18 protein-coding genes are annotated in these 19,637 nt (G+C 55.8%); 8 read left to right on the plus strand and 10 right to left on the minus strand.

The features are described from left to right. The first annotated feature begins 21 nt into the window (after window positions 1-21). The 4 genes from kdpB (at window position 22) to kdpE (ending at window position 6,161) form a co-directional block, all read left to right on the plus strand. Entirely contained in the window at window positions 22-2,091 is a 2,070-nt protein-coding gene (gene kdpB / locus IMQ33_RS21950; RefSeq protein ID WP_024529332.1) for a potassium-transporting ATPase subunit KdpB, read from the plus strand. 18 nt (window positions 2,092-2,109) lie between these two features. After that, window positions 2,110-2,679: a potassium-transporting ATPase subunit KdpC gene (gene kdpC / locus IMQ33_RS21955; protein ID WP_024529331.1), complete on the plus strand. Its 570-nt coding sequence runs from the start codon at window positions 2,110-2,112 to the stop codon at window positions 2,677-2,679. Window positions 2,680-2,759: 80 nt separating this feature from the next. Further along, complete coding sequence (kdpD, locus tag IMQ33_RS21960) at window positions 2,760-5,453, plus strand: two-component system sensor histidine kinase KdpD (RefSeq protein WP_065686430.1); 2,694 nt, start codon at window positions 2,760-2,762, stop codon at window positions 5,451-5,453. Window positions 5,454-5,471: 18 nt separating this feature from the next. Next, window positions 5,472-6,161 carry a two-component system response regulator KdpE gene (gene kdpE, locus IMQ33_RS21965; protein WP_161712467.1) on the plus strand — a complete coding sequence of 230 codons (690 nt, stop codon included), beginning with the start codon at window positions 5,472-5,474 and terminating at the stop codon, window positions 6,159-6,161. Here kdpE and IMQ33_RS21970 read toward each other — a convergent pair. The 4 genes from IMQ33_RS21970 to seqA all read right to left on the minus strand — a co-directional run bounded on the left by IMQ33_RS21970 (window position 6,158) and on the right by seqA (window position 9,556). Beyond that, window positions 6,158-6,466, minus strand: a complete 309-nt coding sequence (locus IMQ33_RS21970) for a DUF3861 domain-containing protein (RefSeq protein WP_065686428.1) — start codon at window positions 6,464-6,466, stop codon at window positions 6,158-6,160. The genes kdpE and IMQ33_RS21970 overlap by 4 nt on opposite strands. Then, window positions 6,466-7,104 (minus strand): PadR family transcriptional regulator, encoded by a 639-nt coding sequence (locus IMQ33_RS21975; protein ID WP_065686483.1) that lies wholly within the window; start codon window positions 7,102-7,104, stop codon window positions 6,466-6,468. Before IMQ33_RS21975 ends, IMQ33_RS21970 begins: the two co-directional genes overlap by 1 nt. A gap of 188 nt (window positions 7,105-7,292) precedes the next feature. Continuing rightward, on the minus strand, window positions 7,293-8,936 hold the full coding sequence (pgm, locus tag IMQ33_RS21980) for a phosphoglucomutase (alpha-D-glucose-1,6-bisphosphate-dependent) (RefSeq protein WP_065686427.1): 1,644 nt from the start codon (window positions 8,934-8,936) through the stop codon (window positions 7,293-7,295). 77 nt (window positions 8,937-9,013) lie between these two features. After that, complete coding sequence (gene seqA / locus IMQ33_RS21985) at window positions 9,014-9,556, minus strand: replication initiation negative regulator SeqA (protein ID WP_021805296.1); 543 nt, start codon at window positions 9,554-9,556, stop codon at window positions 9,014-9,016. 241 nt (window positions 9,557-9,797) lie between these two features. Here seqA and ybfF point away from each other — a divergent pair, with 241 nt between their 5' ends. The 4 genes from ybfF (at window position 9,798) to fur (ending at window position 12,630) form a co-directional block, all read left to right on the plus strand. Further along, window positions 9,798-10,580 carry an esterase gene (ybfF, locus tag IMQ33_RS21990; protein ID WP_024483170.1) on the plus strand — a complete coding sequence of 261 codons (783 nt, stop codon included), beginning with the start codon at window positions 9,798-9,800 and terminating at the stop codon, window positions 10,578-10,580. Between the two features lie 247 nt (window positions 10,581-10,827). Beyond that, entirely contained in the window at window positions 10,828-11,115 is a 288-nt protein-coding gene (gene ybfE, locus IMQ33_RS21995; protein ID WP_021805298.1) for a LexA regulated protein, read from the plus strand. A 203-nt stretch (window positions 11,116-11,318) separates the two neighbouring features. Then, the gene (gene fldA / locus IMQ33_RS22000; protein ID WP_024483171.1) at window positions 11,319-11,858 is read left to right on the plus strand and encodes a flavodoxin FldA; all 540 of its coding nucleotides are present in this window, start codon (window positions 11,319-11,321) and stop codon (window positions 11,856-11,858) included. 325 nt (window positions 11,859-12,183) lie between these two features. After that, complete coding sequence (gene fur, locus IMQ33_RS22005) at window positions 12,184-12,630, plus strand: ferric iron uptake transcriptional regulator (protein WP_021805300.1); 447 nt, start codon at window positions 12,184-12,186, stop codon at window positions 12,628-12,630. 182 nt (window positions 12,631-12,812) lie between these two features. On the opposite strand, the gene IMQ33_RS22010 is transcribed toward fur, so the two are convergent. The 6 genes from IMQ33_RS22010 to IMQ33_RS22035 all read right to left on the minus strand — a co-directional run bounded on the left by IMQ33_RS22010 (window position 12,813) and on the right by IMQ33_RS22035 (window position 19,637). Next, on the minus strand, window positions 12,813-15,476 hold the full coding sequence (locus tag IMQ33_RS22010) for a beta-N-acetylhexosaminidase (protein ID WP_196062017.1): 2,664 nt from the start codon (window positions 15,474-15,476) through the stop codon (window positions 12,813-12,815). Window positions 15,477-15,494: 18 nt separating this feature from the next. Beyond that, complete coding sequence (gene chiQ, locus IMQ33_RS22015) at window positions 15,495-15,821, minus strand: ChiQ/YbfN family lipoprotein (RefSeq protein WP_065686425.1); 327 nt, start codon at window positions 15,819-15,821, stop codon at window positions 15,495-15,497. Between the two features lie 50 nt (window positions 15,822-15,871). After that, on the minus strand, window positions 15,872-17,260 hold the full coding sequence (locus IMQ33_RS22020) for an OprD family outer membrane porin (protein ID WP_065686424.1): 1,389 nt from the start codon (window positions 17,258-17,260) through the stop codon (window positions 15,872-15,874). A gap of 571 nt (window positions 17,261-17,831) precedes the next feature. After that, window positions 17,832-18,566, minus strand: a complete 735-nt coding sequence (fabG, locus tag IMQ33_RS22025; RefSeq protein WP_196062018.1) for a 3-oxoacyl-ACP reductase FabG — start codon at window positions 18,564-18,566, stop codon at window positions 17,832-17,834. 4 nt (window positions 18,567-18,570) lie between these two features. Beyond that, window positions 18,571-18,819 (minus strand): acyl carrier protein, encoded by a 249-nt coding sequence (locus tag IMQ33_RS22030; protein WP_065686422.1) that lies wholly within the window; start codon window positions 18,817-18,819, stop codon window positions 18,571-18,573. Window positions 18,820-18,833: 14 nt separating this feature from the next. Then, complete coding sequence (locus IMQ33_RS22035) at window positions 18,834-19,637, minus strand: MaoC/PaaZ C-terminal domain-containing protein (protein WP_065686421.1); 804 nt, start codon at window positions 19,635-19,637, stop codon at window positions 18,834-18,836.

A 19,637-nucleotide genomic window follows, 5' to 3' on the forward strand; every position in this document is an offset into this window, starting at 1 on the left:
CATAACAGAGAGAAGAACAAGATGACTCGCAAACAACGCGCACTGTTTGAACCGGCACTGATGCGTACCGCGCTGATCGATGCGGTGAAAAAGCTGGACCCACGCGTTCAGTGGCGTAACCCGGTGATGTTCGTGGTGTACCTCGGCAGTATCCTGACTTCAGTCATTTGGCTGGCGGTGCTTTCAGGCAACGCCGAAGGTAGCGCGGCCTTTACCGGCAGCATCGCCATGTGGCTGTGGTTTACCGTGCTGTTCGCCAACTTCGCCGAGGCGCTGGCGGAAGGACGCAGCAAGGCTCAGGCAGAAAGCCTGAAGGGCACCAAGAAAACCAGTTGGGCGAAGAAACTCGCCACGCCTAAGCGTGATGGTGCCACCGAGAAAGTCTCGGCCGAGAGCCTGCGTAAAGGGGATATCGTGCTGGTAGAAGCTGGCGATACTATCCCTTGCGATGGCGAAGTGCTGGAAGGCGGCGCATCGGTCGATGAAAGCGCCATCACCGGTGAATCTGCACCGGTGATCCGTGAATCCGGTGGTGACTTCTCCTCCGTGACCGGCGGGACGCGTATTCTGTCCGACTGGCTGGTGGTGCAGTGTAGCGTCAACCCAGGGGAAACCTTCCTCGACCGCATGATCGCCATGGTCGAAGGTGCCAAACGCCGTAAAACCCCAAACGAAGTGGCGCTGACTATTTTGCTGGTGGCGTTGACTATCGTGTTCGTACTGGCAACCGCAACCCTGTTCCCTTACTCGCAATACAGCGTGGAAGCCGCAGGCAGCGGCAGCATAGTGTCGATCACCGTGTTGGTGGCCTTGCTGGTCTGCCTGATCCCGACCACCATCGGTGGGCTATTGTCCGCTATCGGCGTCGCCGGGATGAGCCGCATGCTGGGGGCCAACGTGATTGCCACCAGCGGGCGCGCCGTTGAGGCCGCCGGTGACGTTGACGTATTGCTGTTGGACAAGACCGGCACCATCACCCTCGGTAACCGTCAGGCATCCGAATTCCTGCCGGCTCCTGGGGTAAAAGAGCAAGAGCTGGCGGATGCAGCCCAACTCTCTTCGCTAGCCGATGAAACGCCGGAAGGCCGCAGTATCGTGGTGCTGGCCAAGCAGCGCTTCAACCTGCGCGAACGTGATTTGCAGGCGTTGAATGCCACCTTCGTGCCTTTCTCTGCGCAAACCCGTATGAGCGGCGTCAACGTGCAGGACCGGATGATCCGTAAAGGGGCGGTGGACGCCATTCGCCGCCACGTCGAATCCAATAATGGCCACTTCCCACGTGCAGTAGATGAGTTGGTGGAAAGCGTCGCTCGTACCGGCGGTACGCCGTTGGTGGTCGCCGAAGGACCACGCGTGCTGGGGGTCGTGGCGCTGAAAGACATCGTCAAAGGCGGGATTAAAGAACGCTTTGCCGAACTGCGCAAGATGGGTATCAAGACGGTGATGATCACCGGGGATAACCGCCTGACCGCCGCCGCCATCGCAGCTGAAGCCGGTGTGGATGACTTCCTTTCGGAAGCCACGCCAGAGGCCAAACTGGCGCTGATCCGTCAGTATCAGGCGGAAGGACGCCTGGTTGCGATGACCGGCGACGGCACCAACGACGCCCCTGCACTGGCGCAGGCCGACGTGGCGGTTGCCATGAACTCGGGGACGCAGGCGGCCAAGGAAGCGGGCAACATGGTCGATCTGGACTCCAACCCGACCAAGCTGATCGAAGTGGTGCATATCGGTAAGCAGATGCTGATGACGCGTGGTTCACTGACCACCTTCAGTATCGCCAACGATGTGGCGAAGTACTTTGCCATTATCCCGGCGGCCTTCGCGGCAACCTATCCGCAGTTGAATGCGCTGAACGTGATGCAGTTGCACTCCCCCGCCTCGGCGATTATGTCGGCGGTGATCTTCAACGCTCTGGTGATCGTCTTCCTTATCCCACTGGCGTTGAAAGGGGTGAGTTACAAAGCAATGAGCGCCGCTGCTCTGCTGCGCCGTAACCTGTGGCTGTATGGTGTGGGTGGCCTGCTGGTACCGTTCGTGGGTATCAAGCTGATCGACCTGCTGCTGACCGCGCTGAATATGGCCGGCTAAGATAACGAGGAATTTATGATGTCTTATTTACGTCCTTCTCTGGTTATGCTGATCCTGCTGACAGCGATCACCGGTATCGCTTACCCATTACTCACCACTGGGCTGTCACAGTTGCTGTTCAGCGGAGCGGCCAACGGCTCGTTGCTATATCAAGGGGATAAAGCGGTCGGCTCGGCGTTGATTGGCCAGAACTTCACCCAACCGGGTTATTTCTGGGGTCGTCCTTCTGCCACCAGCGATTCGGCCTATAATGCGATGGCATCCGGCGGCAGTAATCTGGCTGCCACCAACCCGGCGCTGGATAAAGCGATCGGTGAGCGGGCAACGCAGCTGCGCCAGGCTAACCCAGCGATGAGCGGGCCGATCCCGGTCGATCTGCTGACCGCTTCCGGCAGTGGCCTGGATCCGCAGATTTCGCTGGCCGCCGCCAAGTACCAGGTAGCGCGTGTCGCCAACGCACGTCAGTTGCCACAGGAGCAGATTGCCAAACTGATTGATGAAAACACCGATCGTGCCACGCCCAATTTTATGGGGGAATCGGTGGTCAACGTGCTGAAGCTGAATATGGCGCTGGATGCGTTGAAATAACTGAAGACGTGATAAAAAGTAGCTAAATAAAGGGTTCGGCATTGCCGAACCCGCTTTGCATGGGTAAACAAGGAACTCTGATGGTGGATGACGAACTGCAACGCCCCGACCCAGACAGCCTGCTGGCGTTAGCCAATGAAAAGCCACGCGGCAAACTGAAAGTCTTCTTCGGGGCCTGCGCCGGGGTAGGTAAAACCTACGCCATGTTGCAGGAAGCTCAGCGGCAACGGGCGCAGGGGCTAGACGTGCTGATTGGCGTGGTGGAAACCCACGGCCGCCAGGAAACGGCAGCGTTGCTGCAAGGGCTGTCGATCCTGCCAGCAAAACGCATCCAACATCGTGGCCGCCAGGTGCAGGAGTTCGACCTCGATGCCGCTTTGGCACGCCATCCGGCCCTGATCCTGATGGATGAGCTGGCGCACAGTAACGCCCAAGGTTCACGCCATCCCAAACGTTGGCAGGATGTGGACGAACTGCTGGATGCCGGTATCGATGTGCTGACCACGGTTAACGTCCAGCATCTGGAAAGCCTGAACGACGTCGTCGGCGGCATCACCGGAGTACGGGTCAGGGAAACCGTGCCTGACCACGTGTTTGACGAAGCGACCGAAGTGGTGTTGGTGGACCTGCCCCCAGACGATCTGCGTCAGCGGCTCAACGAAGGCAAGGTCTATATCCCAGGCCAGGCTGAACGCGCCATCGAGCATTTCTTCCGTAAAGGTAACCTGATCGCCCTACGTGAGCTGGCACTACGCCGCACCGCCGACCGCGTTGACGATCAAATGCGGGCCTTCCGCGATAACCAGGGGCGTGAAAAGGTCTGGCACACCCGGGACAGCATCCTGTTATGCGTCGGCCATAACAGCGGTAGCGAAAAGCTGGTGCGCATCGCAGCAAGGCTCGCGGCACGCCTTGGTTGCCACTGGCATGCCGTGTATGTCGAAACCCCGAAGCTGCACCGCCTGCCGGAGAACCAACGGCGAGCCATCCTGCGCGCGTTGCGGCTGGCGCAAGAATTAGGGGCTGAAACCGCCACCCTTTCCGATCCTTCTGAAGAACGCGCGGTACTGCGCTATGCCCGGGAACATAACCTGGGCAAAATCATTATTGGCCGCCGTGGTGAACAGCGCTGGAAGCTGCGCGGCAGCTTTGCCGATCGCCTTGGCCAGCTTGGGCCGGATCTCGATCTGGTGATTGTAGCGCTGGATAACGATACGCCGCAGCCGCAGATAAAAGAGCACGATAATCGCGCCTTTAGCGAAAAATGGCGTTTCCAACTGCGGGGCTGCGCCGTCGCCGTAGCTTTGTGCGCTATCATCACGCTGCTGTCGCAATGGTTACTACCAGGCTTCGATTCGGCCAACCTGGTGATGGTTTATCTGCTGGGCGTAGCGATTGTTGCCCTGTTCTTTGGCCGCTGGCCTTCGGTGTTAGCCGCGGTAATCAACGTCGCCAGCTTCGATTTGTTCTTCGTGCAGCCCGAATGGTCGTTCGCCGTCAGTGATATGCAATATCTGCTGACCTTTGCCGTGATGCTGACCGTCGGTATCACCATTGGTAATCTGACCGCCGGGGTACGTTATCAGGCCCGGGTAGCACGCTATCGCGAACAACGGGCGCGCCATTTATATGAGATGTCTCGTGGGCTCAGCCAGGCGTTGAGCAGAGAAGATATTGCCAAAACCAGCCGTCATTTTATCTCCAGCAGCTTCCAGGCCAAAACCGTGCTGCTGCTGCCGCAGGAGGATGGCTCCCTGCAACAGATGGTGGGTGAAGAAGGCGGCTTGCTGTCGGTGGATGAAGCCATCGCCCGTTGGAGCTATGGCAAAGGTTTGCCCGCCGGGGCCGGTACCGACACCCTGCCCGGTGTGCCGTACCAACTGCTGCCGCTCAGCACCTCCAAACAGACCTTTGGCCTGCTGGCAATTGAGCCGAACAATGTGCGCCAGTTGATGGTGCCGGAGCAACAGCGGCTGTTACAGACCTTTGCGGTGCTGATCGCCAGCGCGCTGGAGCGCCTGCATCTGGCCCGCAGTGCCGAAGAGGCCAAGCTGGATGCCGAACGCGAACAGCTACGTAACTCGCTGCTGGCCGCCCTTTCTCACGATCTGCGGACTCCGCTTACCGTGCTGTTTGGTCAGGCAGAAATCCTGACGCTGGATCTGGCCACCGAAGGCTCCAGCCACGCCCCACAGGCCAGCCAAATCCGCCAGCAGGTGCTCAGTACCACCCGCCTGGTAAACAATCTGCTGGATATGGCACGCATTCAGTCCGGTGGTTTTAACCTGCGTAAAGAGTGGCAATCGCTGGAAGAGATCGTTGGGGCCTCGCTGCATATGCTGGAACCGCTGCTGGTATTGCACGAGATCAAAGTGGAATTGCCGCCAGAGATGGTGTTGATCAACTGTGATGGCAGCCTGTTAGAGAGGGTGTTCACCAACCTGGTGGAAAATGCCAATAAATATGCCGGTGCCGATGCTATCATCGGGATCCGCGCCCACGCAGTAAAGGACTGGCTGGAAGTGGAGGTTTGGGATAATGGCCCCGGCATCCCAGAGGAACAGACGCAACTGATATTTGACAAGTTCTCCCGTGGCAATAAAGAGTCGGCGATCCCCGGCGTCGGCTTGGGGTTAGCGATTTGTCGTGCCATTATTGAAGTACACGGCGGCCGCATCTGGGCGGAGAACCGCGCCGAAGGCGGAGCCAGTTTCCACTTTATGCTGCCGTTGGAAAAGCCACCCGAACTGGATGGAGCAGATTTTGACTTGTAACCAAAGAGTAGAGGCCCCGTGACCACATCGCCGACTAACATTCTGATTGTGGAAGACGAGAAAGAGATCCGTCGCTTCGTGCGCACCGCGCTGGAGAGCGAAGGGTTACGGGTATTTGAAAGTGAAACGCTGCAGCGTGGGCTGATAGAAGCTGGCACGCGCAAGCCGGATCTGATCATTCTTGATTTGGGGTTACCCGATGGCGACGGGCTGGACTACATTCGCGATCTGCGCCAATGGAGCGCCGTGCCGGTGATTGTCCTTTCCGCTCGCCATGCCGAAGAGGACAAGATTGCCGCGCTGGATGCGGGGGCCGATGACTATCTGAGCAAGCCGTTCGGCATTGGTGAACTGCTGGCTCGGGTGCGGGTTGCGCTACGCCGCCACGCCAATAGCCAACAGGAAAGCCCGTTGGTCAGCTTCTCCGATATCACCGTCGATCTGATCAACCGCAGCGTCATGCGTAACGGTGAAGATCTGCATCTGACGCCCATCGAGTTCCGTTTACTGTCCGAGTTGCTGGCCAACTCCGGTAAGGTGATCACCCAGCGGCAGCTACTCAGCCACGTCTGGGGACCCAATTACGTCGAACACAGCCACTATCTGCGCATCTATATGGGTCATCTGCGGCAAAAGCTGGAAAACGATCCGGCGCGGCCCAGGCATCTGCTTACTGAGACCGGCGTCGGCTATCGGTTTATGCCTTAATCCTGCGACGATGTTGGCCCCTTTTTCAGTCCGACCATAAACGCCTTAAACGAGTCACGCAGTGGCTCAAACAACGGATGCTTACGGTTTTCTATCATCACTTCTGAGAACAGCTTAAGCCCGACGGCAAAGGCCGCGCTGTTCTGTTCGCCAAAGTTCAGATCCTCTCGCCCTTGAATGCGCTCAACAATGGCCAGAATATCGTCGTGATTTTCTACCTCAAACACCAACTCCGGCTTGTCGACGGGTTCGCCTTTACGATCGGTCAGGGCTTCTACGGTAATGCGGAAACGGTGGCCTGGCATCAGTTATCCTCCTGTGGCTGTTTTGGCGATACCATTTCGGCTTCGATAGCTTCCACGGCGGTCAGTAGTGCCTGATTGATACGCCCGACCTGCTCCTGAGACAAATCCGCACGCATCATGTTGCCGCGCAGCAGATAGCGCAGGCGATTCATCACTTCGGAGATCCCTTCGGCCAGATTGCCCTCATGGCGATGGTCACGCCCAGCGCCAGCCAGGCGGGCAAAAATCACTTCGATGGCCGCCTGATGCTTTTGCAGCTCCTGCTTGCCGAGTTCGGTAATTTGGTAGCTCTTACGGCCATTGCCAGCCACCGCGGGCTCCAGGAAGTCTTGTTCTTCCAACAGCGTGAGGGTTGGATAAATCACACCTGGGCTTGGCACATACAGGCCGGAAGAAGCTTCTTCGATCGCCTTGATCAGCTCGTAGCCGTGGCTAGGTTTACGCTCTACCAGCGCCAGCAGCACCAAACGCAGATCGCCGTGCTCAAACAGGCGATGACGCCCGCGCCCGCCCCGGCCCTGTTCTTCACCACCACGGCCATGTTCTCCGCGGCCAGCAAAATGATGACGGCCGCCACGGCGGTGGTGGCAATGCCCCTCTTCCCGTTGGTCGTGGTGACGTGCAAATCGATTAAACATCATGATTGTTACCTCTTGATTGATGATATGAGCATCGACGCATTTAGATATATCTAACTACGTCGATGGCTCTAATCTAGATCGATATATCTAAATGCGCAAGAGGTAACCTGAAATTAGATATATCTAAATTACAGGCATAAAAAAAGCGCTGTAAAAACAGCGCCTTTTCATTATCGAGGGAGAGATTACTTGGCTGAAGCTAACACTTCGCTGACGATCTCGACCGCTTCATGCTCGATCTTCTCGCGGTGCTCGGCACCCAGGAAGCTTTCACAGTAGATCTTGTAAGCCTCTTCGGTACCCGATGGGCGAGCGGCAAACCAGCCGTTGTCGGTCATCACTTTCAGGCCGCCGATGGAAGCGCCGTTACCCGGAGCTGCCGTCAGACGCGCAGTGATAGGATCGCCCGCCAGGGTGCTGGCCTTGACCATTTCCGGTGACAGCTTGGACAACGCCGCTTTCTGTGCGGAGGTTGCCGGAGCCTGGATACGGTTGTAGCTTGGCGCGCCGAAGCGTTTGGCCAGATCGTTATAGTGATGCTGCGGGTTTTCACCGGTGACCGCGGTGATCTCTGCCGCCAGCAGGCACATGATGATGCCGTCTTTGTCGGTAGACCAAGGCGTGCCATCGAAGCGCAGGAACGAAGCCCCGGCGCTCTCTTCGCCGCCGAAGCCGAAGCTACCGTCGAACAGGCCGTCAACAAACCATTTGAAACCGACCGGCACTTCCACCAGCTTGCGGCCCAGATCGGCCACTACGCGGTCAATCATCGCGCTGGAAACCAGCGTTTTACCCACGGCAACGTTGGCACCCCATTGCGGGCGATGCTGGAACAGGTAATTGATGGCAACGGCCAGGTAGTGGTTCGGGTTCATCAGGCCCGCAGGCGTGACGATACCGTGGCGGTCATAGTCCGGATCGTTGGCAAACGCCAGATCGAACTTGTCGCGCAGGGCCAGCAGGCCCGCCATTGCCGATTCGGACGAGCAGTCCATGCGGATGATGCCGTCATGGTCGAGGTGCATAAAGCGGAAGGTCTGATCGATGGAGTCATTCACCAACGTCAGATCCAGCTTATAGTGCTCGGCAATCCGCTGCCAGTAGGCAATGCCGGAACCGCCAAGCGGGTCGACGCCCAGTTTCAGGCCCGCACGCTGAATGGCTGGCATATCGACGATGTCCACCAGCCCTTCCACGTAAGGTTGCACCAAATCCTGCGCATGCAGATGGCCGCCAGTCCAGGCTTTATCCAGCGATTGACGCTGTACGCCCTGCAGCTTGAGGCTCAGCAGTTCGTTGGCACGCTTTTCAATCACGGAAGTCAGGTTGGTATCGGCTGGGCCACCGTTTGGCGGGTTATATTTGATGCCGCCGTCTTCAGGTGGGTTATGCGAAGGCGTAATCACGATGCCGTCTGCCTGCGCGCCCCCTTTGCGGTTGAAGCACAAGATAGCGTGTGACACGGCAGGGGTTGGCGTAAAGCCGTTATTTTCCTGCACCACCACGTCAACGCCGTTGGCGGTCAGCACTTCCAGCACGGAAATAAAGGCGGGTTCGGACAGCGCATGGGTGTCTTTACCCACGTAGCAAGGGCCAGTGGTGCCCTGTTGACGACGCACTTCGGCAATGGCCTGAGCAATCGCCAGGATATGTGCTTCGTTAAAGCTCTGACGAAGCGCGCTGCCACGATGCCCTGAGGTACCGAATTTCACCGCATGTGCAGCATTACCGGCCTCTGGTTGCAGCACATAATACTGCGACGTCAGCTGGGCTACGTTGATCAAATCACTTTGCTGAGCGGGTTGCCCGGCACGTGGGTCATTAGCCATCGACTACTCCCTAAAATGCCAGTACTGTGGCCGGGCAATGAGTCGCTTACGGCCACCGTGACGGGCTGTTCGCTAAATTAGACGGTGCCGCAAACTTTCTCGATCAGTTCCGCTGGGAACTGCATGGCCTGCATGATGTGTTCGATCATGCTGCGTTTGCGGCCGGTGTTGGTATTGGTGATCACCCAGTAAGGCGTACCTGGCACATGCTTGGGCTTGGTATGCGTTCCGTTGGCCAACAGCGTTTGCTGATCGCCAGCAAAATAGGTACGGGTACGGCCATGCAACGAATCCGTTGCCGCGGCAAAGCCCGCCGCATCGAGGGTGTACAAGGTGGAAAGTACCAGCATAAAACGATTTACAGCTTTGCTCTGTTCGGCATATTCGTCCGATAGCAGCAGCTCGCGCACCGCACGCACGCGATCGCGTGGACGCTGTGCTGCAACGGCAGCCGCTGACGGCTCTGCCTGGCCACTGGCAACCACAGGAGCCGTGCGCACAGGCTGTCCTGCGGTAAACTTCAACATACGCCGTAAAATATCAGACGCACTTTCACCGATATGTTGCGTGTGGCTGGCAATATAACGGTAAAGTTCTTCGTCGACTTCAATAGTTTTCATCTTTATCCAGTACGTTTTTTCTACTTATGAACCTGAAGCCAATTGGTGCATTCAAGCCATGGGATTATAAGGTTAAAAGCGCGGGTGCGAACACTACAATGTTCTCCCAAACGGCAAAAGCAGACTTTAGCCAACCGCCTTGGCCGCCAAGCCCTCACCATACCATGAAATATCGGCAAAATTCTGCGGACCAACCAATAATCTCTCTAGCCATGTTAACCTAACTCATTATCTCAAGATCATGAACTTCACCATGAAATTACATTATCAATTATTGGCCGCAGAGGCTGCCACGCCAGCGAGCCTACCGATCGTGCTGATCCACGGCCTGTTTGGCAATCTGGATAACCTGGGCGTTCTGGCACGCGATCTGAACCAGCAGCATACGGTGATCAAGGTCGATCTGCGCAATCACGGGCTGTCACCGCGCGCGGCGGAGATGACCTACCCGGCGATGGCGCAGGATCTGTTGACGCTGTTAGACGACTTGCAAATCGAGCGAGCCATCGTAATCGGCCACTCAATGGGCGGCAAAGCAGCGATGGCGTTGACCGCGCTAGCCCCGGAGCGAATTGAACGGCTGGTGGCGATCGATATCGCCCCGGTGGATTACGACACTCGCCGCCATGACCAGATCTTTACCGCACTGCAAGCCGTCACCGATGCGGGTATCACCCAGCGTCAGCAGGCTGCGCAGCTCATGCGAGCCACGCTGGATGAAGAAGGCGTGATCCAGTTTCTGTTGAAATCTTTTCATGCTGGTAGTTGGCGGTTCAACCTGCCGGTGTTGATCGAGCAATATGAGAACATTATCGGCTGGCAAGAGGTTCCACCCTGGCCGCACCCGACGCTGTTTATCCGTGGTGGCCTCTCGCCTTACGTGCAGGATAGCTACCGCGATGACATCGCCCGTCAGTTCCCGCAGGCACGCGCCTATGTGGTTGCAGGCTCCGGTCACTGGGTCCATGCGGAGAAACCGGACGCCGTATTACGGGCAATCCACCGCTTTATTGACCAGCCCTGAGCTTAAATGGCGAAAAAACGCGCTAGAGAGAATAGCTTAGCGCGTTTGTCGCTAAGTTAGGCATTGTCGGCGCTCCATCTGCTGGGGTAATATGGCGCGCTATAATTTTGCCGCCCTGTCCAGGTGTGAAGCTGCACTTGGCTGGGGGTGAATTTGGGTTAGGGTTTATTGGCCCGAATTGTGTAAATCGAACCGTCTGGAAGCGTAAACCGCTTTTTGATGCAAACTCCCTTGCAGTAGCGCAACAATGGCAAAAGAACAAACGGATCGCACGACGCTGGATCTGTTCGCAGATGAACGCCGTCCAGGGCGCCCGAAAACCAACCCGCTTTCCCGTGATGAACAGCTTAGAATTAATAAGCGCAATCAGCTACGACGGGACAAAGTGCGTGGATTACGGCGTGTGGAGCTGAAAATCAACGCAGACGCGGTAGATGCTCTCAACAAACTGGCCGACCAGCGCAATATCAGCCGCAGCGAATTGATCGAACAAATGCTGTTGGCCCAACTGGCAGAAGAACAGCCAGAACACTGATCTCTGCCGCCGCACGCGCGGCACGGCGTTAAGGATGACGCCAGATCGGTTCCACCTCCGCAGAGGCATCGCATAAACGCGATAAAACCTCAGGGCAAATTTCTGGCATGATACGCATTTACGGCTGAGCAAGCCTGCCCTTGGCAGCGCCTCAGGCCGCGTTTACGCAACACATTCATTTGAATTAAAAGGTTATCTTTACTATGGCTCATGTAGGCATTTTCTTTGGCAGCGACACTGGCAATACCGAAAACATTGCCAAGATGATCCAAAAGACGCTTCAGCAAAAATTCGGCAACGACGTGGCAGAAATCCACGACATCGCCAAAAGCAGCAAAGAAGATCTGGCAGCGTTTGATATCCTGCTGCTCGGTATCCCAACCTGGTACTACGGCGAAGCCCAGTGCGACTGGGATGATTTCTTCCCGACGCTGGAAGACATCGACTTTAACGGCAAGCTGGTGGCGCTGTTTGGCTGTGGCGATCAGGAAGACTACGCGGAATATTTCTGCGATGCGATGGGCACCATCCGCGACATCATTGAACCACGCGGTGCGGCCATCGTCGGCCACTGGCCAACCAAAGGCTACCATTTTGAAGCCTCCAAGGGTCTGGCAGACGATGATCACTTTGTCGGGCTGGCCATTGACGAAGATCGTCAACCGGAGCTGACCAACGAACGTGTAGACGCCTGGGTCAAGCAAATCACTGAAGAGCTGAGCCTGGCCGAGATCGTCGGCTAAGCCTCTGCCCCGGCGGATACGTAACACATGGTGGGGGCGCCGTATAGCGCGCCCTTCTGTTATCGGCATCACGGATTAGAGCAATAGAAGCTACAAGTTTGTAACTTCCTACCTCGCCACGGTAGACTGAGATATCGGTTTATCCCATCCATCAAAGCTTTGCATGATTACCCTGTAAACGTGCAAAGATATGTTTGTTAACAACCGGCGGTTTCTATTTGCAGCAACCGGTTCTATAATGAGACGCAATTAACGCTTTGTGCCAACCGATGCCATAGGCGAGAACGCCTCAACTTGATTAGCATAGTAACAGGACTGAATCCGCATGACTGATAACAACTCCGCATTGAAGAAGGCTGGCTTAAAAGTCACTCTTCCGCGACTCAAAATCCTGGAAGTATTACAGGATCCGGCATGCCATCACGTCAGTGCGGAAGATCTGTACAAAAAACTGATAGATATGGGCGAAGAAATTGGCCTGGCCACGGTATACCGCGTGCTGAACCAGTTTGACGACGCAGGTATTGTGACCCGCCACAATTTTGAAGGTGGCAAGTCGGTTTTCGAACTGACTCAGCAACACCATCACGATCACCTGATTTGCCTGGACTGCGGCAAAGTGATCGAGTTCAGCGACGAATCCATCGAAGTGCGTCAGCGCGATATCGCCAAGCAACACGGTATCAAGCTCACCAACCACAGCCTGTACCTGTACGGCCACTGTGAAACCGGTGACTGCCGCGAGAACGAAACGCTGCACAACAAGAACTGATTCTGGCTCGCCAGAACGTGAAAACCGCCTAAATGGCGGTTTTTTTATGCCCGGATGACAGGCAAAAAAATCCCCGGACAGGCCCGGGGAAAAATATCCACTCAATTATCACAATTGCAGTTTGCTCTCACCTTGCACTATCTCCGCCCCTCTACCGACACGTAGGTGGGCGGAGTTCTCACTTACGCTTTCACTGGTTCGGCACGGCTGAAGCGTTTGCCATCCGGGCTGATTGCTCGGATTTGCACGTCACCCGCCACCGCTGGGCGCGCTTTATCGTCATAACGCTGCCACTGTTTGCCGCCGTCGGTGGAATATTCAATTCCCAGGCCCGGCAGAGCAATATTCGCCTCCAACTTGCCCCCGATGATACGAGCACCTGGGACCGGCAGGCGATAGCTCACGCCCGCTTTATCCATCTTGGCCAGTTCACGCTGCCCGATCAGGTTGGCAAAGCGCAGCCAGTCCTGATCCAGCGTTTTGGTATCGACCTGATGGGTTTCGCCACCTTTATACTCACGGCCAGCTTTGTAATCCTGCTCCCAGCTGGCACGGTGCCATGCACGTTCTGCAAGCGACACGGCACGTGGGTAAATCATGTATTCCATCTGCTGGTCGGTACGCACCACTTCGCTCCACAGTTGGGCGGAAAGACCATATGCGCCCGGCCACGGTTTGTCGCTCTTGGCGGCGAAGTGGTTACCGTCACGGTCAACCGAGGTTTCGGCGTTCTGCGGCAGGTTGTTCGGCGCAAAGCTGAAGATCTTCTGCTCGTCGCTGAAACGGGTGCCCCAGTAATAACCGTGTTCGTCCGGGCTGACTTCATACGGGAAGTCCATGTAGACGTAGTCCGGGTTAGAGATCACCACGTCATAACCCTTGTTCGCCCAGTCGTTAGCCGAGTCGAAGCCACCCCAGTACAGGGTATCCCAGAAGTTCACCGCCACATGCTTGGTCGCGAAGGCCTTCGAGTCTTTGGCATCTTTCAGGCCGTCCTGCCACGCCTGCATTCTGTCAATGCCGTGCGCTTTCACCAACTGGCTGACTTCCAGACCGAAGTAGCTTGGCAAGTGTTCCATATCTTCCACTTTGCCATCTTTGATGATGGCCTGACAAACCTGCGACTTGGCCCACGGCTTGTCTTCTTTGCTCAGATCGAGGATACCCTTGCCCGCTTCCGGGTTTTTCACGTCGGTATAGCCAGCGCCCAGACGGATGTTCTTCGCTTCGTCCCCACCAAAGTGCCAGGTTTTCAGCGGCTGACCGGCCTCTTTGTGCATCTGGGCCACTTCACCAATCACTTTGTCCACGAAGTTCTTGGAGGAATCCAGGCATGGGTTCAGGTAGCTCTGGCGGTTGAAGTACTGCACCGAGGTGGTATTGGAGGTATCAGTCGGATCCACCAGGCGGAACTCGTTGGCCTCTTTCCCTTTCCCTTCGGCAAGCAGCTTCTTGTAGCGAGCTTCCATGGAGGTAATCGCCGCACGGGCGTGCGCCGGCATGTCGATCTCAGGGATCACTTCAATCTGGCGTGCCTGAGCATATTTAACGATGTCGATATAGTCCTGACGGGAGAAGAAGCCACCGTGCGGTGCCGGGCCAGAGCCATATTGTGGCATCAGGCAGGTGGTCTCGCTCAGGTCATGACAACGCTGGCCGCCCACTTCAGTCAACTCTGGCAGGCCAGGGATCTCAATGCGCCAACCTTCGTCATCCGTCAGGTGGAAGTGGAATTTGTTCAGCTTGTAGGCTGCCATCTGATCCAGCAGGCGCAATACGGCGTCTTTTTGGTGGAAGTTACGCGCCACGTCCAGGAAGATGCCGCGGTATTGGAAGCGCGGTGCATCTTTGGCATCCAGCGTCGCGATCTTCTTGCTGCCATCCGAAGGGATTAGCGACAGGATGGATTGCAGACCATAGAACACCCCAGTCTGATCGAAACCGACGATCTCGGCACCTTTCTCGCCGATCTTCAGTTGGTAGGCACCTGGAACGGCCTGATCGCCTTTGAATGCCGCTGGCTTAATATCCGTCTTGATCGGATAACCGCTCACCTGGCTCTCAATGCCCAGCAGGGCAAAACGCTCGGCTGCCGCATCTGCCGCTGGTTTGGTCAAGGCGCTCAGTTCCAACGCCACGCCTTTGCTCAGGTCAATATCCTTCGAATGGACTTTAACTTCCATCGGGGTTGGGATGATTTGCCCACGCAGCGATGCCATCGGCAACACTTTCAGATCCTGGTTCTTGGTGAAGCGGCTTTCCGGCACCATCAGAATGTTGTTGTCATCCTTGGTACGCTTCCACTGGTCACCGGTGAACGGGGCAACAAACTGGTGAACATCTTCGGTATCGGTATTTGACAGGATCTTAGGCTGAGCATCGCCGGAAGTGGCATACCAGCGCGGCAGGAAGTCGGTGCGGAACAGCTGCCAGTATTCAGCGATAATCGGGATTTCCACCGCCTGATTGGCCGGGAAGCTGGTGAATTTGTCTGTCGGTTCCAGCTTATACAGATCGCCGGTAATGTGGGTGATTTTGAACTGGTCGTTATCAACCTTCAGCGTCTGGCGCGGGCTGTGGAAATAGATCGCCCAGTCTTTATCTTTGATTTCCTGATTGCCGTTGGTCAAGGTGATCAACACTTTGTGGCAGGACGCCCAGTCGGCCCCCAACTTGGCACAGTCCACGCCGTTCTCGGCAGCACGGTTGTCCAACATTTTCAAATTGACCTGCAACTGGCTGAGTTGATCAACCACCTGCTGGTTGGCCATGGCAGAACCTACGCTGCCCAATAGCCCAACGGTAGCCGTCAGGGCGGCGAGAGCACTCATCTTAAACTTGTTCATCTGCAACCTCTTGCGTAATCAGTTGTTGTTTGCGCGAATTTCTTTCCACAGCTTGCCGCATTTGGCGTCATACGCCTGGCCATTGCCGGTATGGGCGGCCTGGATGCAGCTTTGATAATCCAGCACTCGCACGGTTTCCTGCTCAGCAAACTGTTGGTGCTTTTTCTCTTGCTTCAACACGTTCAGCACCGCCTGGCAGGCCTGTAACTTCTCTGGGGAACCTTCCGCGGTATTGATACAGGCGCTGTAGGCCTGGCGCAGCTTGACATCTTCCGGTGGCGCGGCCGATTGCGAACAGGCGCTAAGCCCGGCAACCGCAGCGATAATCAGCATCAGTTTTTTCATGGTTAAAGTCCTGTGACCTTTCCCCGGCAGCCTGGCCACCGGGGAGCGCATTAGAAGATGGTGAACGGTGCGATAACGATGAATTTGACGTCTTTCTCGTCCTGGAAGATGTTGCCGTAACCGCCACCCCAGCTTGGAATATCGGAATGGTTGTCATACTGCGTGAAGTGCAGTTTGAACAGAGTGCCTTTGGCGCGCCCGTCCTGCATGGTGTACATTGCATCCAGGCTGTAAGCGCTCTCTCTCAGGCGCTGGCTCTGATCGTAAATCGGGTTGGTGCTTGGCTTGGCGTCCCAGGCATAAACGTAGGAAGCACCGACGGCCATGCCTGGCAGGTTCCAGTTGCTCAGGTCATACATCACGCCACCGAACACGGCTTTTTCGCCGTTGGCGTTAAAGTCGGAACGGTTATCCCACCAGATATCGAGGCGGCCATTTGAGGAGGCGTAGGTTGGGGTCATACGCTGCAGGAAGAAGCCTTGGTTACCTTCCGCCTTGACCATAGTACCTTCCAGACGCCAGTTGAACTGACCGGTGGTATAACCGAAGGTCAGCGCCTGCAACCACGCCAGGCCATCATAGATGCTGTTCGGATCGCGATTATCACCGATGCGGTCTTCTGCGCCGTAGAACTGGTAGCTGGTGGTCATTGGGTTGCCGGCCAGATCAAACTTGTAAGACGCCTTGGTGAAATACTGATTCACGTAGCCTTGCGCCTGGCCAAACGCGGCTTCCAGCACCAGGTCGTTTTTGAAATCGTATTTGGCACCCAACGAGTGCAGGTAGGAAACGTCGGTTTTGCGATCGTTCTGACGGAAGTCGTCCATCTCGATGTGCCAAGGCGCTTTGTACTTGTTGGTCCACATGTAGGAGAAACTCAGCGCACCTGAATCACCATAGTCAAAGTTGGCACCGGCTTCAGCACCCTGGTAGGTACCCGGCATAAAGCTCCAGTGCGGGGCCAGCAACGTTTGCCCGCTTGGCTGGATATAACCGGCACGCGCCCAGACCGGGCCGTACTTGAACTTACCGGCCGCTTTATACAGGCTGATACCGCTTTTATCGCCGGAGTAATCTTCGTCATAGGTACGGTTACGGCTGGAGAACGCGATTTCGTTCGGGTGGCCACTCTCGCTAGATTCGGCCATCTCGATGGCGGTGAACGCCGCCACATCGATACCAAACATGTCCGCCGCATAGCCGGAGGTGAAATCCAGGTTGGCGTTCCAGGTAGAGTGAGAGAGGTTGGTTTTAAAATCACCGGTTTCAACGTCTTTGCGATCGCGTTGACGTTGCCAGTAATAGACCCCACCGGTCAGCGTAGAATCGTCGATAAACCCTTCGGCTTGCGCTTCTGGGGCCATAACGAATCCGCTTCCTAATAGTGCACCCGCGACAGCGAGCGCCAGCGTTTTACGCTGAGCACCGTGCGTACCCATAAGAAAATTCCTCTTTGACTTTGACTTTAAAGTGCGCCCGCCTGCGTTCACCACTGCCCTGCACGGTCGCTAATAAAAAACCCTAATCGGGTAAAATTGTGCCGGGTGATAAAATTCACCTCGGCCTTGATACTGTAGCTAGACTATTTTTCGCGACGCGAATTATCAAATGAAAAGTGAGATAGATTTGTCAAAGTATGACAAGGTGCACACATTGATGATAATTCGTTACAATAATGAGCAAGGTCACTATTTATAAATAATTTCGAATAAAATCAGATAATAAAAGCTTAAAAAAGCTAATCCCCTGTGGATTGAAAGGTTTCAGCAAGCGAAAAACGCCGATTTGCTCTAAAAATGAGAGCGCTCTACAAATGATATTAATTCGCATCGCGAATATATAAGTCGAGATGATGAAAAATGATACGCAGTGACAACCAAGTTATTTCTTAGAAAAAAACAAGCGTGATCACCGCTAACTACAGGATGGGTTTTAGGTGTAAGCGCAACCTGTGTGCTCGGATTTAGGTGCAGAAATTTGTAGGGGACGAACATGTTCGTCCCCAGTGGGTCAGGCAGTTAACCCTCCGTCGAGGATCAGGCTCTGTCCTGTCATATAACGGCTGTCATCACCGATCAGAAATACCGCCGCCCTGGCGACTTCGCTGGCCTTGCCCAAACGCCTCAGCGGGATTTGTTTGCGCAGCGCCTTCAGCGCCTCCGGAGGGATCGCGTCTGTCATTTCACTGTGAATGATCCCAGGCAGCAGGCAATTCACCCGGATGTTAAAACGCGCCACCTCCAACGCCAGCGACTTGGCCAGGCCTATCATCGCCGATTTGCTGGCAGCGTAAGCCGTTTGCCCCACATTGCCCTTGATCCCCGTTACCGAAGACATCAGTACGATGGCACCTTCCCCCTGCGCCATCATGGCTGGCAGCAGGTGGCGGTTCCAGTAGAATACGGCATTGAGGTTAGTGTCGATCACCTGCCGCCAGCGCTCGCTCGTTTGTTGGATATGCAAACTGTCTTGGGCGATCCCCGCATTATGGATCACCGCCAAAGGCGCACCGAGTCGGGCCAGCAGCTCTGGTGCCACGAGGTTCACGGCTTGCTCATCACTGCCATCACAAACAACGCTTTCCACCCAGCCAGGCAAACCGGCGCAGGCCTCAATCACCTCGGCTGCGGGCGATTGATCGCTACGGCTGGTCAACACCACGTTCCATTGTTTGGCCAACTCTTCCACCAGCGCGCGGCCAATCCCCCGGCTACCGCCGGTCACTAATACCCATTGTCTGGTCATAGGCTTATTTTTGCTGTTCGGCCAGAGATTGGCACAGTTCACCCAGCGTCATATTGGGTTTATCGATAAACATTTCGGCACTCAACGTGGCGCCAAACTCACGCTTGGCCAAAACCATCAGTTCGACATAATCCAGGCTGTCGAGTTTTAACTGATGCAAGGGCATCTCTGGCGAGAGGTCGTCCATCTCGAGATCTTTGGCGTCACAGATCATTTCGCTGACGGTGAGGTAAATTTGTTGGTACTTTTCCATGGTATATCCTTATGTTATTCACTGACCAACGGCCAGGTTTTCAAGGTGACTGCCGTTGTTATCAGCGGCTGCGACAGCGTGTTAGCCTGGATCTCCACCCGTAATACCAGGCCGCTGTGTTTATCCCCCATGATCAACATTGGCGAAATCTGGTAGTACAGCCGCTCTGCAAGGTGAAAATGGGGATCGGGGGTAAAAAGTTGGGCACTGAAGTGGGTTTCATGGTGTGTCTGCACCACCGGGATCTGCGCGAACACGTCGATCAGCGTCTCGGCAGCCAATTCGGGAAACGCTGCGCTCAGCGTCGCCAGCGTTGCCGGGGATTGCACCAACAGCTGAAATAACAGCGCATCAAGGAATCCCCAAGTCTGAGTGATATCAGAGACCTCTCCTGGAAACCGGCGGGCCAGTGTCATCACTTCAGCCGCCGTCAGCGAGTGTTCCTTCACGCCAGCACTTGATGGCAAAAGTGGGGACGAAGTCAACGTACTGCTAAAACAGCGTTCTTGCGTGGTACTGTCCAGCAGTGCACCGGTCACCGAGCTTCCCTTGCTGGCAATTTGCAACTGATATGACGTCTGGCACAGCACTGGCTGGCGCAAACGTGCGCGGAAGGTACAGCCATCCTGATCCGGCGCTGTAGCCAACAGGGCTGTGCTCAGGTGGCGTTTCATATCCAGCATCGCACGCATCCCATGCACGCTCAGTTGCGCCACACCGATCTTGCGCGCCTGTTGCAGGTCAAAATGGATCGGATTGTAATCGCCAGAAAATGCTGCCCAGGCTTCGGCATCTTGCACGGTGTAAGTGAGCTCCAT

Origin of the sequence: Serratia sp. Res13-Sevr-LER1-36-b (assembly GCF_015673035.1) — a bacterium.
GTDB lineage: Bacteria > Pseudomonadota > Gammaproteobacteria > Enterobacterales > Enterobacteriaceae > Chania > Chania fonticola_C.

What these genes read in the sequence shown, in the direction of transcription:
- IMQ33_RS22010 (WP_196062017.1), bottom strand. Translation starts at nt 15,476, where the DNA reads ATGAACAAGTTTAAGATGAGTGCTCTCGCCGCCCTGACGGCTACCGTT.
- ybfF (WP_024483170.1), top strand. Translation starts at nt 9,798, where the DNA reads ATGAACTTCACCATGAAATTACATTATCAATTATTGGCCGCAGAGGCT.
- IMQ33_RS22035 (WP_065686421.1), bottom strand. Translation starts at nt 19,637, where the DNA reads ATGGAGCTCACTTACACCGTGCAAGATGCCGAAGCCTGGGCAGCATTT.
- fldA (WP_024483171.1), top strand. Translation starts at nt 11,319, where the DNA reads ATGGCTCATGTAGGCATTTTCTTTGGCAGCGACACTGGCAATACCGAA.
- IMQ33_RS22030 (WP_065686422.1), bottom strand. Translation starts at nt 18,819, where the DNA reads ATGGAAAAGTACCAACAAATTTACCTCACCGTCAGCGAAATGATCTGT.
- ybfE (WP_021805298.1), top strand. Translation starts at nt 10,828, where the DNA reads ATGGCAAAAGAACAAACGGATCGCACGACGCTGGATCTGTTCGCAGAT.
- kdpD (WP_065686430.1), top strand. Translation starts at nt 2,760, where the DNA reads ATGGTGGATGACGAACTGCAACGCCCCGACCCAGACAGCCTGCTGGCG.
- kdpC (WP_024529331.1), top strand. Translation starts at nt 2,110, where the DNA reads ATGTCTTATTTACGTCCTTCTCTGGTTATGCTGATCCTGCTGACAGCG.
- pgm (WP_065686427.1), bottom strand. Translation starts at nt 8,936, where the DNA reads ATGGCTAATGACCCACGTGCCGGGCAACCCGCTCAGCAAAGTGATTTG.
- IMQ33_RS21970 (WP_065686428.1), bottom strand. Translation starts at nt 6,466, where the DNA reads ATGCCAGGCCACCGTTTCCGCATTACCGTAGAAGCCCTGACCGATCGT.
- kdpB (WP_024529332.1), top strand. Translation starts at nt 22, where the DNA reads ATGACTCGCAAACAACGCGCACTGTTTGAACCGGCACTGATGCGTACC.
- fur (WP_021805300.1), top strand. Translation starts at nt 12,184, where the DNA reads ATGACTGATAACAACTCCGCATTGAAGAAGGCTGGCTTAAAAGTCACT.
- seqA (WP_021805296.1), bottom strand. Translation starts at nt 9,556, where the DNA reads ATGAAAACTATTGAAGTCGACGAAGAACTTTACCGTTATATTGCCAGC.
- IMQ33_RS21975 (WP_065686483.1), bottom strand. Translation starts at nt 7,104, where the DNA reads ATGTTTAATCGATTTGCACGTCACCACGACCAACGGGAAGAGGGGCAT.
- IMQ33_RS22020 (WP_065686424.1), bottom strand. Translation starts at nt 17,260, where the DNA reads ATGGGTACGCACGGTGCTCAGCGTAAAACGCTGGCGCTCGCTGTCGCG.
- fabG (WP_196062018.1), bottom strand. Translation starts at nt 18,566, where the DNA reads ATGACCAGACAATGGGTATTAGTGACCGGCGGTAGCCGGGGGATTGGC.
- chiQ (WP_065686425.1), bottom strand. Translation starts at nt 15,821, where the DNA reads ATGAAAAAACTGATGCTGATTATCGCTGCGGTTGCCGGGCTTAGCGCC.